The sequence below is a fragment of the Halomonas sp. AOP27-A1-41 genome (assembly GCF_052378605.1).
Classification (GTDB): domain Bacteria; phylum Pseudomonadota; class Gammaproteobacteria; order Pseudomonadales; family Halomonadaceae; genus Vreelandella; species Vreelandella citrativorans.
Map to the genome: position 1 here is coordinate 1 of NZ_JBQSXT010000020.1, position 15,297 is coordinate 15,297.

14 protein-coding genes are annotated in these 15,297 nt (G+C 56.8%); 11 read left to right on the top strand and 3 right to left on the bottom strand.

Features of this window, described 5'->3' with window-relative positions; genetic code table 11:
- Position 1: 1 nt before the first annotated feature.
- Entirely contained in the window at positions 2–1,201 is a 1,200-nt protein-coding gene (gene tyrS, locus ACT3TC_RS12935; protein ID WP_444640306.1) for a tyrosine--tRNA ligase, read from the bottom strand.
- 115 nt (positions 1,202–1,316) lie between these two features.
- Between tyrS and ACT3TC_RS12940 the strand changes: the two genes are divergently transcribed.
- The 6 genes from ACT3TC_RS12940 to metW all read left to right on the top strand — a co-directional run bounded on the left by ACT3TC_RS12940 (position 1,317) and on the right by metW (position 6,600).
- A complete protein-coding gene (locus ACT3TC_RS12940) occupies positions 1,317–2,459 on the top strand; it encodes an anhydro-N-acetylmuramic acid kinase (protein ID WP_444640307.1) in 1,143 nt (380 codons plus the stop codon).
- 129 nt (positions 2,460–2,588) lie between these two features.
- Positions 2,589–3,299, top strand: coding sequence for a YggS family pyridoxal phosphate-dependent enzyme (locus ACT3TC_RS12945; protein ID WP_441679865.1), 711 nt, complete (start codon positions 2,589–2,591; stop codon positions 3,297–3,299).
- A gap of 14 nt (positions 3,300–3,313) precedes the next feature.
- A complete protein-coding gene (gene proC / locus ACT3TC_RS12950; RefSeq protein WP_172117573.1) occupies positions 3,314–4,138 on the top strand; it encodes a pyrroline-5-carboxylate reductase in 825 nt (274 codons plus the stop codon).
- A 28-nt stretch (positions 4,139–4,166) separates the two neighbouring features.
- Entirely contained in the window at positions 4,167–4,760 is a 594-nt protein-coding gene (locus tag ACT3TC_RS12955; RefSeq protein ID WP_172117574.1) for a YggT family protein, read from the top strand.
- 65 nt (positions 4,761–4,825) lie between these two features.
- Positions 4,826–6,007: a homoserine O-succinyltransferase MetX gene (gene metX / locus ACT3TC_RS12960; protein WP_444640308.1), complete on the top strand. Its 1,182-nt coding sequence runs from the start codon at positions 4,826–4,828 to the stop codon at positions 6,005–6,007.
- The gene (gene metW, locus ACT3TC_RS12965) at positions 6,007–6,600 is read left to right on the top strand and encodes a methionine biosynthesis protein MetW (RefSeq protein ID WP_444640309.1); all 594 of its coding nucleotides are present in this window, start codon (positions 6,007–6,009) and stop codon (positions 6,598–6,600) included. The genes metX and metW overlap by 1 nt, the downstream gene beginning before the upstream one ends.
- Here the strand turns inward: metW and sfsA are convergent.
- Both sfsA and ACT3TC_RS12975 read right to left on the bottom strand, forming a co-directional pair.
- Positions 6,541–7,362, bottom strand: coding sequence for a DNA/RNA nuclease SfsA (sfsA, locus tag ACT3TC_RS12970; RefSeq protein WP_444640310.1), 822 nt, complete (start codon positions 7,360–7,362; stop codon positions 6,541–6,543). The two genes, metW and sfsA, sit on opposite strands and share 60 nt — an antisense overlap.
- Positions 7,359–8,519: an aminotransferase class I/II-fold pyridoxal phosphate-dependent enzyme gene (locus ACT3TC_RS12975; RefSeq protein WP_444630425.1), complete on the bottom strand. Its 1,161-nt coding sequence runs from the start codon at positions 8,517–8,519 to the stop codon at positions 7,359–7,361. Before ACT3TC_RS12975 ends, sfsA begins: the two co-directional genes overlap by 4 nt.
- Before the next feature lie 185 nt (positions 8,520–8,704).
- Here ACT3TC_RS12975 and dksA point away from each other — a divergent pair, with 185 nt between their 5' ends.
- The 5 genes from dksA to ACT3TC_RS13000 all read left to right on the top strand — a co-directional run bounded on the left by dksA (position 8,705) and on the right by ACT3TC_RS13000 (position 14,593).
- Positions 8,705–9,142: an RNA polymerase-binding protein DksA gene (gene dksA / locus ACT3TC_RS12980; protein WP_087108663.1), complete on the top strand. Its 438-nt coding sequence runs from the start codon at positions 8,705–8,707 to the stop codon at positions 9,140–9,142.
- An 81-nt stretch (positions 9,143–9,223) separates the two neighbouring features.
- A complete protein-coding gene (gene gluQRS / locus ACT3TC_RS12985) occupies positions 9,224–10,114 on the top strand; it encodes a tRNA glutamyl-Q(34) synthetase GluQRS (RefSeq protein WP_444640311.1) in 891 nt (296 codons plus the stop codon).
- A gap of 10 nt (positions 10,115–10,124) precedes the next feature.
- Positions 10,125–10,301, top strand: coding sequence for a hypothetical protein (locus ACT3TC_RS12990; RefSeq protein WP_172117580.1), 177 nt, complete (start codon positions 10,125–10,127; stop codon positions 10,299–10,301).
- A complete protein-coding gene (locus ACT3TC_RS12995) occupies positions 10,291–13,233 on the top strand; it encodes an ATP-binding protein (RefSeq protein ID WP_444640312.1) in 2,943 nt (980 codons plus the stop codon). The genes ACT3TC_RS12990 and ACT3TC_RS12995 overlap by 11 nt, the downstream gene beginning before the upstream one ends.
- On the top strand, positions 13,211–14,593 hold the full coding sequence (locus ACT3TC_RS13000; RefSeq protein WP_193053257.1) for a sigma-54-dependent transcriptional regulator: 1,383 nt from the start codon (positions 13,211–13,213) through the stop codon (positions 14,591–14,593). The genes ACT3TC_RS12995 and ACT3TC_RS13000 overlap by 23 nt, the downstream gene beginning before the upstream one ends.
- Positions 14,594–15,297 lie beyond the last annotated feature (704 nt).

Genomic DNA, 15,297 nt, shown 5'->3' on the forward strand with positions numbered 1-15,297 from the left:
TTCAAACAAGCGTCACACGACCGTAACGTTTCTTGCCTGCCTGTATAACGTAGGCCTTACCCGTTGCCAGCATGGTGTCCTGCGCAACCACGTCGCCATCGACTTTAATACTCCCGTTCTTAAGCATGTCTTTCGCCTGGGCACTGTTTTTGGTCAGGCCTGAACGGTTGAGTACGGCAGCAATGGGGGCTTGATCAGCGCCTTCAAAATCCACTTCTATTTCTGGCAGATCGTCAGGCAGTTCGCCATCGGCCAGTTGGTTACCTGCGGACTTGTGCGCATTAGCGGCGGCTTCTTCACCGTGGTAGCGAGCAATCAACTCACGCGCCAGCTCCATTTTCACGTCACGTGGGTTCGCACCCTGCTCAACACTCTGCTTAAGCGCATCAAGCTCTTCGTTGGATTTCAGCGACAGTAGCTCAAAGTAGCGCCACATTAAGCTATCGGGCATTGAAACCAGCTTGTTGAACATGGAACCCGGTGCTTCATCAACGCCCACGTAGTTACCGAGCGACTTCGACATCTTCTGCACGCCGTCAAGACCTTCCAGCAACGGCATGGTGATAACAACTTGAGGCTCCTGGCCGAAGTGCTTTTGAATTTCACGCCCCATCAGCAGGTTGAACTTCTGGTCGGTGCCGCCCAACTCGATATCCGCTTCCAGCGCCACAGAGTCATAGCCCTGGACCAGCGGATACAGAAACTCATGAATGGCGATAGGCTGATTGGCTTTATAGCGTTTTTCAAAATCATCCCGCTCAAGCATACGCGCAACGGTGCTTTGTGCGGCCAGCTCAATCATCTTGGCGGCGGTCAGCTCGCCAAACCACTCCGCATTAAAGCGCACCTCGGTCTTTTCAGGATCAAGGATCTTGAAAACCTGCTCTTTATAGGTTTCCGCGTTGGCTTTCACATCGACTTCGGTCAGTGGCTTGCGGGTGATGTTCTTACCCGTCGGGTCACCAATACGTCCAGTGAAGTCACCGATCAGAAAAATAACGGTATGCCCCAGGTCCTGGAATTGACGCATTTTGGTCAGAAGCACGCTGTGACCCAAATGCAGGTCAGGGGCTGTGGGGTCAAAACCAGCTTTGATACGCAGCTTGCGCCCGGAGGCCAGCTTCTTTTTAAGCTCGTCCTCTACGAGGATTTCATGCGTACCCCGCGCCAACAGCGCTAAAGCCTGATCCACCTCACTCATTGCCTCTCTCCACTCTAAACGTTGCCCCATTGGGCATACAGATGAACAATAGCCGACGATGTTACCATGCCTGCCCGACCTGGTTGAGCCTTCGCACCGCCTTGGATACTGCTTTATGAAAACGCTCCCCACTGCTCCCACGCTTTATTATATGGGTTTAATGTCAGGCACCAGCCTTGACGGTATTGATGCAGCGCTTATTGCGATCACTCCCACCGCCCCGCCTCGGCTGGTGGCCACCCATGCCGAGCCCATGCCGGAAGCATTGCACAGCGCACTATTAACGCTATGTAACGCAGAGCAGGTAAGTTTCGCCCAGTTGGCCTTGGCCGAAAATGCCTTTTGCCATCTTCAGGCGCAGGCTATTAATACCCTTTTGGCCCAGCAAGGTCTTTCACCCAGCCAGATCAGTGCAATCGGCAGCCATGGCCAAACTATCGAGCACGCTCCCGATGGGCATAGTGGCGGCCCCGCCTACACGCTGCAGTTGGATAACCCAAGCCTATTGGCGGAACTGACAGGCTGTACGGTCGTCGCCGACTTTCGCCGCCGCGACTTGGCGGCAGGCGGCCAGGCGGCCCCACTTGCGCCCGCCTTTCATCAGGCGCTATTCGGCAGGCAAACGGTAGAACAACTCATCCTCAACCTGGGCGGGATTGCCAATGTTACCTGGCTGCCGCGCCATGCTGAACAGCCGGCATTAGGGTTTGATACCGGCCCGGCTAATGTATTACTGGACGCCTGGTTTGCAAAACATTATCCCGGCCGCTTTGATCAAAACGGCAGCTGGGCCAAAAGCGGCCAGGTAGATAGCGCTCTCTTGGCGCGTTGCCTCAACGAACCCTACTTTCGCCAACCGCCGCCGCGCAGCACCGGGCGCGAACTGTTTCACTTAACGTGGCTCAAGCAGCACCTTACCGGCACGGAATCACCCGAAGATGTGCAGGCCACACTTGCCGAGCTAACAGCGATCAGCGTGGCCGAAGGCATTAAGCACTTATTGCCTGACAACCAACCCGCAACCCTAATCACCTGCGGCGGAGGCGCCCACAACGCCTACTTAATGGCACGCCTTGCCCATTACCTACCTAACGCCACGTTTACCTCGCCATCGGCTTACGGCTGGCCAGAAGACTGGATTGAAGCAGGTGCCTTTGCCTGGCTTGCCCATCAGCGTTTGCACCATTTACCTGGCAACTTACCCTCGGTCACGGGTGCCAGCGGCCTGCGTGTATTAGGGGGCATTTACTCACGCTAAGCGTCAGGCGATGGAAGCTGCTGATATTTATTAGCGAAAAGAGGCCGTTCATACGCATTCTACTTTGCCGAGGATGCTCGCAGTTCGGTAATATCCCTCTCACTTCCAACTGCGGTAAGGTGCTTGAGTATGATGGACATCGCGCTTCCTGAGTCGCTCGCCCAAGCGCGAGAACGTCTGCATCAGGCGCTTTTAGAGGCCAAGCGTCCTTTAAATGACGCAACGCTGCTTGCGGTGAGTAAAACCAAGCCAGCCCCTCTGATTCGCCAGGCTTATGCACTTGGTCAGCGGGCGTTCGGCGAAAACTACCTGCAAGAAGCATTAGACAAGCAGACCGAACTTGCTGACCTGAACGATATTGTGTGGCATTTCATTGGCCCGCTACAGTCGAATAAAACCCGCGCGGTGGCAGAGCACTTTGACTGGATGCATAGCGTTGACCGTTTAAAAATTGCCAACCGGCTCAGCGAGCAGCGCCCAGGTCATTTAGCGCCGTTAAATATATGTTTACAGGTTAATATTAGCCGTGAGGCGTCTAAATCGGGGGTGATGCCTGAAGACGTTAGGGCGCTGGCCCATGAGGTAGCCCAGCTACCCCGTTTACGGCTGCGCGGTTTAATGGCAATTCCCGCACCAGCGGACACGCTAGAGGCGCAGCGTAAGCCGTTAGCCGAACTAAGGCACCTGCTGACAGAACTACAGACAACGCTGCCTCAGGCCCCATTAGATACGCTTTCAATGGGCATGAGTGATGACCTTGAAGCCGCCGTCATGGAAGGTGCCACACTGGTACGCTTAGGCACCGCTATTTTCGGTGCGCGCGGCGCAGTCAATTCATAACAAAGGACACGCACATGACAAATAAGATCACTTTCATCGGCGCAGGCAATATGGCGACCGCTATTATCGGCGGCCTTATCGACAGCGGTGTTGCACCCACGGACCTTACCGCCACCGCGCCCAGCAGCAGCGAGCTTGCGCCGGTAAAAGAGCGCCTGGGTATTAATATTCACACCGACAACAACGTTGCCGTCAGTCACGCTGACGTGGTGGTGCTGGCCGTTAAGCCGCAAATCATGCGGGTGGTATGTGAAAAGCTGCGGGAGACTATTCAGCAACAGCGCCCGCTGGTGATCTCCATTGCAGCAGGCCTGGACGCCGCGACCATCGACCAGTGGCTGGGAGGCAATAACGCCCTGGTCCGCTGCATGCCCAATACACCTTCGCTGGTGGGATACGGCGCCAGCGGCCTGTTCGCCAATTCAGCCGTGAGCGATGCCCAGCGCGATATCGCCACTCAGCTAATGGAAGCTGTCGGCATTGTTGAGTGGGTGGAAGAAGAGCCGCTTTTGGACGCGGTAACGGCGGTTTCCGGTAGCGCCCCGGCCTATTTCTTTTTAATGCTTGAAGCCATGGAAGAGGCTGCCGTAACGCTTGGCTTACCGGCTGAAACGGCGCGCCGCTTGGCCATCCAAACGGCGCTGGGCGCCGCTACCATGGCGCAGAAGAGTGACAAAGACCCTGCCACGCTCAAGCAGAACGTGATGTCGCCAGGCGGCACCACTGAGCGCGCGATTCATCATCTGGAAGAGGCGCAGTTGCGCACTACCATTGCCGATGCCATGGAAGCCTGTGCCAAGCGCGCCCAGGAAATGGCCCGTGAATTAAGCAGCCACTGAATCATCTAACGTAACGGAGACACCAGCAATGGGCAGTCAATTGGGTAGCGCCGGGTTAACGCTAGTTAACTCGCTGATCAATATCTATTTATTTTTACTGATGCTGCGATTCTTATTGCAGGCATCGCGGGCGGACTACTATAACCCGCTAAGTCAGTCGGTGGTTAAGATCACCCAGCCTGTCGTAAGGCCTTTTCAGAGCTTTTTGGGCCCTGTGGCGGGCCGTTTCGACCTTGCCACGCTCGCCGCAGGCTTTGTGCTAAAAGTAGTGAGCATGGTGGCTATCTTCATGGTGATCGGCATTGGCATCCCGCCCATTGCCGGGCTACTGATTGCCGGGGTGGCGGCGATTGCCAATGCGATCTTAAAGATCTACTTTTTTGCTCTGATTGTGATGATCATTTTGAGCTGGGTGGCTCCGAATGCCAGCCACCCGGGCGCACTGCTGGTCATGCAGGTGGTTGAGCCCATCATGGCGCCGGTACGCCGGGTGATTCCACCGCTGGGAATGATCGACCTGTCCCCCATTGTGGTCTTTATTGCCATTAATCTTCTTGATGGCCTGGTGGTTGGCTCTCTGATCCGTGCTGCCGGCATTTCAGGGGCCCTGGTAGGGCTTTAAGGTTTTAGCCCCGCTTTCCCCCGGCTTTATTCAGAAGAACCCTTTTTGCAGGACTAACGCTTTCGATGCCCGACTCAGACACGCTTGCCTTTGCTGACCGACCAACGGACGCCGTTGGTCTTGTCACGCCTCATATTGCGCAGTTCGACACGCCACTTGCCCTCGCCTGTGGAAAAGTACTTCCGGAATATGAGCTGATCTATGAGACCTACGGCACCTTAAACGCCGAACGCAGCAATGCGGTGTTGATTTGCCATGCGCTTTCCGGCCACCACCACGCGGCAGGCTATCACAGTCTGGATGACCGCAAGCCCGGCTGGTGGGATGCGCACATTGGGCCAGGTAAATCGATCGACACCAATCGCTTCTTTGTCGTTTCCCTGAATAACCTGGGCGGCTGTCACGGCAGCACCGGCCCGGTTAGCCACAACCCTGAAACCGGTCGCCAGTGGGGGCCAGATTTCCCCATGGTCACGGTCAGCGACTGGGTCGCAAGCCAGGCACGCCTGGCCGACCATCTGGGGATTGAGCGCTGGGCGGCCGCCGTGGGCGGAAGCCTCGGTGGCATGCAGGTACTGCAGTGGACAATAACCTACCCTGAGCGAGTGGCAAATGCCGTGGTGATTGCCGCAACGCCCCGGCTTTCAGCGCAGAACATTGCGTTTAACGAAGTAGCCCGTCAGGCCATTCGCTCAGACACCGAGTTCTTCGGCGGCTGGTACGCCGAGCACGACACCGTACCCAAGCGCGGGTTGAAACTGGCACGCATGGTGGGACATATCACCTACTTGTCAGAAGACGCCATGGGCAGCAAGTTCGGGCGCGACCTTAGAAGCGACGACCTTAACTTCGGCTTCGATGTTGAGTTCCAGGTCGAATCCTACCTGCGCTACCAGGGCGATGCATTCTCCACCGCCTTTGATGCCAATACCTATCTTCTGATGACCAAGGCGCTGGACTATTTCGACCCGGCCGCCACCTGCGGCGGTGACCTGGCCAAAGCGCTTGCCCCTGCACAGTGCCCTTTCTTGATTGTCAGTTTCACTACCGATTGGCGCTTCCCGCCCGCCCGTTCCCGTGAGCTGGTCGATGCCCTTATCCGAGCGGGCAAGTCGGTTAGCTACGCCAATATTGCGTCGCCCCATGGGCACGATGCGTTCCTGCTACCAGAGCCGCGTTATGAAGCGCTGTTCAGCGCCTTTATGGACCGTACTGCTCGTGAGCTAGGCCTGGAGGAGACCCGTTGATGCGCGCCGACCTTGAACTGATTTACGACTGGGTGCCTAAAGGCGCTCACGTACTGGATCTCGCCTGCGGCGATGGCGAACTTCTGGAGAGCCTGGCCCGCGACAAGAGCGTCACTGGCTACGGTCTGGAGATCGCCCCAGACGGCATTACCAGCTGCGTGGCACGCGGTGTCAGCGTGATAGAGCACAACCTGGACGACGGACTGGCCAGCTTTTGCGATCACAGCTACGACCTAGTCATCATGACCCAAGCACTCCAGGCACTGCGCCGCCCCGACAAAATGCTTGATGAGATGCTGCGCGTCGCTGACGAAGGCATTATCACCTTCCCCAACTTTGCCTACTGGCGTCACCGCGTCTACCTGGGTCTACGCGGCTACATGCCGGTCTCCAAGTCGCTGCCTCACGCCTGGTACGACACGCCCAACATTCACTTGTCGACCTTTAACGACTTCGAACAACTGTGCCGTGAAAAGGGCCTGGTAATCGTGGACCGTGCCGTGGGTGTGGGCGAGCGCCGCGGGCACTGGACCTCAAAGTGGTGGCCCAACCTCTTCGGCGAGATCGCCATCTTTCGCGTACGTCGCCGTTAAGCGAACCGGCAGCGTGCGCGCAAGCGTTACGCTGACCGGAACACCCTCCTTCCACTGAGTGCTCGTACCATACGCGAGCACTTCAACACCGCTGGCAACCGCTGCCTCAAGCCCTGCCGCATAGGCGGCGTCGATATGCGCAGCGGCTGCGACATCATTAATACCTTCGTGGGCAATGCAAAACAGCAGCACGGCCCGCTCCCCCTGCAAGGCCAATGCACTTAACGCCTGTAGGTGTTTAAGCCCGCGCACGCTTACCGAGTCGGGGAAATAACCGTATCCATCCTGCTCTTTGAGGGTTACCTGTTTGACCTCAATGTACGCGCGCCCTTTCACCGGGTCCTCAAGCAGAAAATCAAGCCGCGACTCCCCGACCTTTACCTCACGACGCTGGCAGGCATAACCGGCGAGCGCCTCCAGTTGGTTAGCACTGAGCGCCGCCTCGACAATCCGGTTGGTTCGCCCCGTATGAACCGATACCAACGACACGCTACCATCGGGCTGGGGCAGCTCAATGAGCTCCCATGTCCATAAAAGCTTGCGCTTGGGGTTATCACTGGGTGACAGCCACACTCGGCAGCCGGGCACATTGACGGCTTTCATCGACCCGGTATTGGGGCAGTGCGCTACCACTTCTCGGCCATCGTCCAAGCGCACATCAGCAAAAAAACGCTTGTAGCGGCGCAGCAGCGTACCAGGCACCAGTGACGGATAACCCAATGGAGAAGGCAATGAGGAATGCAGCGAAGAGGCCCGTGTCATAGCCGCCCCACAAAGCGGGTGATCCGCGCCACCGCCTCCTCAAGCCGAGCAACATCATTGGTAAACGCAATCCGCACATGGTGCTCGCCACCACGCACGGCAAAATCAATACCGGGGGTGATGGCTACGTTTTCCTCTTCCAGCAGCCGTTCACAAAAGGCTTGGCTATCGCGGCTATAGCGCGAGATATCCAGCCAGACATAAAACGCACCTTGAGGCGGTAAGTCGGGCGCCAGGCCAAGCGTCGCCAGCCCATCAAGCAAGACCTGACGGCGCTCAGCGAGAATTTCACGACGCTGCTCCAGAATCGCCCGGCACTCGGGAGTGAAAGCGGCAAGCGCTGCATGCTGAGAAGGGGTAGAAGCTGCCAGAAAGACGTTCTGGGCAAGCCGGGTCAAGGGCTCAACCGCGCGCGGCGGCGCGACCAGCCAGCCCAGGCGCCAGCCGGTCATACCGAAATATTTTGAGAAGCTGTTAACCACAAACGCTTCGCTGGAAAGTGATGTCGCAGACAGCGGAACATCGTCGTAGTTGAGCCCTTGATAGATCTCGTCAACGATCACTTCGCCCGAGCGCGTGGCCACAGCGTCCAGCACTTGAGACAGCTGCTCAGCACTCAAGGTGTGCCCGGTAGGGTTGGAGGGCGAAGCCAGCATGGCCAGCCGGGTTTCATCACGCCAGTGCCGCTCGACCAAACCGGCATCCAACTGCCAGCCGCTCTCACGCCCCACGGAAACCGCGTCAATTTCAGCGCCTGCCAACGCCATAAAGTGGCGGTTGCATGGATAATTGGGGTCCGCCATCAGCACCCGGTCACCGCTCTCTACAAGCAGTTGGCTTGCCAGCAGCAGCGCGCCGGATGCACCCGGCGTAACCAGAATCCGGGCAGGGTCCACGTCAGCATTAAAGTGTTCTGCGTAGTGCCTGGCAATGGCCTCACGCAGCGCAGGCAGCCCGGCGGCGGGAGTGTAACGCGTCTGACCACGTGACAAGGCCTGTTGGCCTGCCGCAATGATCGGCTCAGGCGTGGCAAAGTCTGGTTCGCCGACCTCCAGATGAATCACGTCATGCCCCGCCGCCTCCCGCGCCTGGGCCATTTCCAATAGATGCATCACGCGAAAAGGTGCCACGTGGCTGATTCGTGGGTTCCAGGCCATAACGGCTCCTTCATCTAGCAAAGTTAAAGCATGACAGGGGTCTTACAAGCAGTAGGACCATAGTCGCAAACGCACCATTATGCTTGCAAAGCGGGAGTTTTTCAGCTAAACAAGCATCCCTTTGGCGTGAGATCGTGGCATACGCTCATGATCGATCAGCAGTCATATACGTAAGGGGCAATCCCATGCCAGTAGCGGAAAAAAAACCGGAAGCGGCCAAGTCCTTCACTCCGTATGAGTCGGCACCAGGTGAAGAGTACATGAACGATAAGCAGTTGGCGCATTTTCGTCAGCTGCTGTTGGACTGGAAGCAAGACCTCATGGAAGAGGTGGACCGCACCGTGCGCCACCTTCAGGAAGACGCCAACAACTACGCCGACCCCGCCGACCGGGCAACGCAGGAAGAGGGCTTTAGCCTTGAACTGCGCACTCGCGACCGCGAGCGCAAGCTGCTCAAGAAAATCAATGAAACCATCGAAAATATCGACGACGACGATTATGGTTTCTGCGAAGCATGCGGCGTTGAAATCGGCATTCGTCGTTTGGAAGCCCGTCCTACCGCCACCCTTTGCGTTGATTGCAAAACCCTGGCGGAACTTAAAGAAAAACAGCTTGGCGGCTAAGCCGGTTATTTAACCCCTTGGTACGCTAACGCTGAAGCGGGCACCTTTGGGTGCCCGCTTTTGTTTTGGGTAAAGGTTTGCATGATGTCTTCTACCAGCTACCGGGGGCGCTTTGCCCCCACTCCTTCAGGGCCTTTGCATTTTGGTTCGCTTGTTGCAGCGCTCGGCAGTTATCTGGATGCTCGTGCCGCTGGCGGGCGCTGGTTGGTGCGTATTGAAGATATTGACCCACCGCGCTGCCCCCAAGGGGCAGACGCCACCATTTTGCGCCAGTTGGAACGCTTTGGCTTACAGTGGGATGAAACGCTATGCTGGCAGCACAACCGCCATGACGCTTATCAACAAGCGCTGGATCAACTCATTGATCAGCGCTTGGCGTATCCTTGTAGCTGCTCACGCAAACAGTGGCAATCGCATGCTATTTATCCAGGCTGGTGCCGTGACGGGTTAAGGGAGCCGGATAAGCCGGTTGCCTGGCGGTTACGCAGTGACCTGGCCAAGCGCCCGATTGTCTGGCAGGACCGTCTGTTTGGCGCGCAGCAGTTTGACCCAGTAGCGCTGGGTGACGTGGTGCTTAAGCGCAAGGATGGCCTCTGGGCTTATCAATTGGCGGTCGTCGTTGACGATGCCGAGCAGGGTATTACCGACGTGGTTCGTGGGCTCGATTTACTCGACAATACCCCTTGGCAGCGTCAGCTTCAAAGCGCTTTGGAGCTACCAGAACCGCGCTATTTACATTTGCCACTGGTCGTCACCCCAGACGGCCAAAAGCTTTCAAAACAGAACCTGGCCCCGGCGCTTGCCGAGGACGAGGACGGCAGGCGACGCCAGCTTTTTCAGGCGCTTCAAGCGCTTGATCAAGCACCACCGGCCGCTCTGGCCACAGAACCTCCTGCCAGCCAGCTACACTGGGCAGTGGCAAACTGGGCGATTGAGCGCCTTTCCCCCACCGAACACCGCCGCTCGCCGTAAGGAGTTCTCCATGTATGTCTATCGCATCATGCTGTTTTTGGTGTTTGGCGGTTATTTGCTCTCTCCGTTATTAATGGACGGCTGGAGCAATCCGAGCACGGCCTGGTACCGCCCGTTCGCTATCTGGGGCGTGTTGATTGCGCTCACGCTATGGCTTGAGCAAAAAAGGAAGTTAGATGAGCGTTGAGTTAACCGGCGTTTTACTGCTCGGCCTGGGCTTCCTGGGGCTGATGTTTAGCTGTGGCGTCGCCGTTGAGCGCGGCTGGTTGCCTACATACGTTACCCGCCACCCCATCGTTTACACCCTCGCCCTCGGCGTTTATGCCAGCGCCTGGGCAATTTATGGCAGCGTTGAACTTGCGGCCCAGGCAGGGTTTGGCTACCTGGCTTACTACCTGGGCGCGGCCGGTACCTTTCTACTTGCCCCGGTCCTGCTGGTGCCTATCCAGCGGATTACCCGCACGTATCAGCTCGCCTCACTCGCGGATCTGTTTGCGTTCCGGTTTCGTTCGCGCTGGGCAGGCTCACTGGTCACGTTAATCAGTCTTTTGGCCGTGCTGCCACTGTTAGGCATTCAAGTTCAAACCTTGAGCAGCGCTATTCAATGGCTCACCGGCAGTGCCTATAGCTCCGCGGTCGCCCTGCTATTTTGTGGGCTGATTGCGGTACTCGCCGTGATGTTCGGAGCCCGACATAGCCATACGCGCCAGGACCCGTTAATCAGTATGTTGGCGCTAGAGTCTCTGATTAAACTACTCGCCATGCTGTGCCTGGGCGCGGTGGCCTTATGGCTTGTATTTGATGGACCCAATGATTTACAACGCTGGCTTGAGGGGCCAGGCCTACAAGCCCAGCAGGCAACCTATCAGCTGGATGACGCTCAATGGCGCACGCTGTTACTGCTGTTTTTTGCAGCCGCGTTCATGATGCCCCATCTATTTCATATTACCTTTGCCGAAAACCTGTCACGCCACACCCTGCTTCAGGCCAGCTGGACATTACCGCTTTACCTGTTATTGATGGCCTTGCCGATACCGCTTATCTGGTGGGCCGCTCAATCGGTCAATAACGAGCTTCCGATCACTGCCTACGCGGTGTATATGATCAGCGAACACTGGTGGGTCAAAGCACTGGCATTTCTGGCCGGGCTCGCTGCGGTCACCGGTACGATGATCATGATCGCCCTGGCGCTATCCGGCATGGTGCTCAACCATATTGTACTGGTGGCCAGGCCGCCCGAAGCGCGTAGCGATCTTTATGGCTGGCTACTCTGGCTACGCCGAGCCTTGGTGGTCGGCGTGATTGTTAGCGGCTGGCTATTTTATGAGGGGGTTGGGCGCCATCACGACCTCGTGAGCCTGGGCATGGCCTCTTTTGTGGGTATGGCGCAGTGCTTGCCCGGCATGCTGGCACTGCTTTACTGGCCAGGTGCAAATCGCAAAGGTATGGTTGTTGGCCTTATCGCAGGTGTCATCCTATGGCTTTGGGGGCTTTGGCTACCGCTTATCTTCACGTTCCCGACCCCCGCACTGCCCTTTACTCACCTGATGAGCGACAGTGCGCCCCCTTGGTACACGGTAACGCTGGTATCACTGGCGACCAACATTGTTCTCTTGATGGTTATTTCGCTGTTTACACGTATTTCAGAGGGCGAAAAATCAGCCGCCGAGGCGTGCTCCGTCGATGCCGTTATCCGCTCCAAGCGGCTACCGCTGGAGGCTGCCACCGCTGCTGACTTTTCTACGCACCTGGCGCAAGCGATCGGCGATGAAGCCGCCCAGCGAGAAGTATCCAGAGCATTAAAAGCGCTCAAGTTTACGCCACAAGAACGCCGCCCTTACGCACTGCGCCGCCTGCGTGACCGTATTCAGGCCAACCTGTCAGGCTTAATGGGGCCTTCGGTCGCACGTGACATTGTCGACCGCTACCTGCCCTACCGCCATGACGACGCCCCGGTAACGGACGATATCCACTTTGTGGAGAGCCGCCTGGAAGCCTACCGTTCACGCCTGACCGGGCTTGCCCGAGAGCTTGACGGACTGCGCCGCCACCACCGCCAAACGCTGGCTTATCTTCCTGTTGGCCTGTGCGTATTTGGCGATGACAAAGAGCTTTTGATGTGGAACGAGGCGCTTTCCCAGCTTTCTGGCATCAGCGGCGAAAGCGTGATTGGCGCGCGCTGCGATAATTTACCTGCGCCGTGGCCTGAGCTATTGGGCAACGTCTTACTGGCCTCCCACACACCGCTTTATAAACAGGCGGTGTCGCTGCACGGCAAGGATTACTTTCTTACCCTGCATAAAGCCGAGCTTAGCGGCCACGACAGCCGAGGCGGCAGCGTGGTGTTGGTCGAAGACCACACCGAGATGAAGTGGCTGGAAGATGAGTTGGTCCATGCTGCCCGCCTGGCTTCTATTGGCCAGTTGGCAGCCGGCGTTGCCCACGAGATTGGCAACCCGATTACCGGGATTTCGTCACTGGTGCAAAATTTACGCTACGATACCAACGACCCTGCTCTGCTGGAGACTGCGGATCAGATCCAGCAGCTAACCCGGCGCGTAACGACCATTGTGAACTCGCTGGTCGGCTTTGCGCATGGCGGGCGCCAGGCGGGCCCGCCGCCCGCGTCTCCTGCGGCGCTTAACACGCTAAGCGAAGACGCATTAAACTTGATCCACCTGGCGCGCTCGGGTGAGGATGTAACGTTGACCAATGCGTGCCCTGATGGTCTTGTGGTACGCGGGGATGCTCAGCGTTTAACCCAAGTGATGGTCAACCTGCTTAGCAACGCCAGGGACGCTTGCATGCCCGGCGGCCAGGTGGTGATTACCGCAGGGCAGCAGGCAGGCAGTGCCTGGTGGCGGGTAACGGATAACGGCCAGGGAATTGATCCTCGCGTGCGTGACCACTTGTTTGAGCCATTCACCACGACCAAACCTGCAGGCGAAGGCACAGGACTTGGGCTGTCGCTTGCGTATCAAATTATCAACGAGCACCAAGGCAGAATAGACGTGGCCTCGCCGCCGCCCAACGAGCCTCGCGGCACGGCCATTACGCTTTGGCTGCCGCTTTACCAACAGGATGGCCAGCGACCCTATGCCCAGGATTCTGATTGTTGAAGATGAAGCGATTATTCGCAGTGCGCTAAAGCGCCTGCTTGAGCGTCATGACTACACCGTCAGCGAAGCAGGCAGCGTTGAAGAGGCCAACCAACTAACGCTTCCTGAGTTCGACCTCATCATCAGTGACCTGCGTCTGCCGGGCGAGCCTGGCACCACGTTGATTGGCGCTGCTGCTCCCGCACCGGTGCTGATCATGACCAGCTATGCCAGCATGCGCTCAGCGGTAGATGCCTTAAAACAAGGTGCCGTCGATTATATCGCCAAGCCGTTTGACCACACTGAAATGCTGGAGACCGTTGAGCGTATATTGCATCAGCAGTCCATGCAGCATGGCGAGCCCCCTGCGATTACCGATGATGGTGGCAGCCAGCAGATGATGATTGGCGAATGCGCGGCCATGCAGCAGGTCTATACGCGTATCCGCAAAACCGCCCCGGCCGATGTGACCGTGCTGATTTTAGGAGAATCAGGTACCGGTAAAGAGCTGGTTGCGCGGGCTATTCACCAACAAAGCAAGCGTGCTAGCGCCCCGCTAATCAGCGTTAACTGTGCCGCTATTCCCGAAACGCTGATTGAGTCTGAACTGTTCGGCCATGAGAAAGGCGCGTTTACCGGCGCCAGCGCATCACGTACCGGCCTAGTGGAGGCCGCCGACCAGGGCACGCTGTTTCTTGATGAGATTGGTGAACTGCCCCTTGATGCTCAGGCACGCCTGCTGCGTGTGTTACAGGAGGGAGAAATCCGCAAGATTGGCTCTGTGGAAACCCGCCACGTTAATGTCCGCCTGATTGCCGCGACCCACCGCGACCTGCGTGCATTATCCAAAAGCGGTGAATTTCGCCTGGACCTTTACTACCGCTTAAACGTGATGCAGATCGAGCTCCCCCCGCTGCGCGAACGCGAAGACGACGTGCTCCAGATTGCCGATATCTTGCTGGATAAAGCGTGCACGCGTCACGAGCGCCCCGGCCTACGGCTTTCAAGGGCCGCCCGCCAGGACCTGCGTGATTACCCGTGGCCAGGTAACGTTCGTGAGCTTGAAAACGCCCTGGAGCGAGGCGTGATTTTAGCCGAAGGCCATCTGATTCACCCGGATGATCTCGGACTGGCACCTGCACCGCCTCGCGCCCATTCACAGGCGAGTTCAGCGGCTTCCTCCAGCGACGAGAGCACGCCAGCGGAGGATGAGGATGATCTCTCTTTGGAAGACTATTTCCAGCACTTTGTGCTTGAGCATCAGGACCTGATGAGCGAAACCGAGCTGGCTCAAAAACTGGGCATTAGTCGTAAAAATCTGTGGGAACGGCGCCAACGGCTTGGCATCCCGCGTAAAAAAACTGCTCGGCGTCCCAACTGACGCCGCTGACTGGCTTACCCGCCAGCGCCTCACACTAAGCGCTTACGACCATCGTCTACTATACTGATTTAAATAAAAAATAACCGATTTACGTTACCCAATCATTGTTACCTACCCACACAATGCCCGTAAAAAATCGGACCAAAAACGGTAACACTTATCTGTCACCGAAGTTCCTCAAAATAAAAAATAATCATAAGAACATGAAATAAATAAACATTTAAACAAGTGGCACGACGAGTGCAATATTACTGGGTAAGAAAAATAAACTGGGCCAAGCGGTGGGTCACTAACAAAAACAACATGACACCACCCCAACCTGAGCCATAACAAAAACAACAAGGCCAGGGGAGATAACAGCACTAATAATAACAACAGGCTTCAATCTCATGACTTGCTGGCGCTAAGCACAATAAGCGCAGCTAATAAAAACAACAGGTAGCAAGTGCCCAAAATGGACGCGACGTACACCAAATGATCTGCGCCCCAACAAGAATAATTGCAGTGAGTGTGTACACCCCCGGAACCAACAATAATACGTCGGGGAAGAAAAGTTCGCGGTTGGATTATTGTTTTGAATACGAGGCGGTCGGATACTGCCTATCGACTGCGGTGCGTATTCAGGGCGATGTGCCATCATGAAGAAAAACAGCAGCATGGACGCTGATTAAATGCTTTATAGGGGAGGCTCTTTTAGCCTCCCC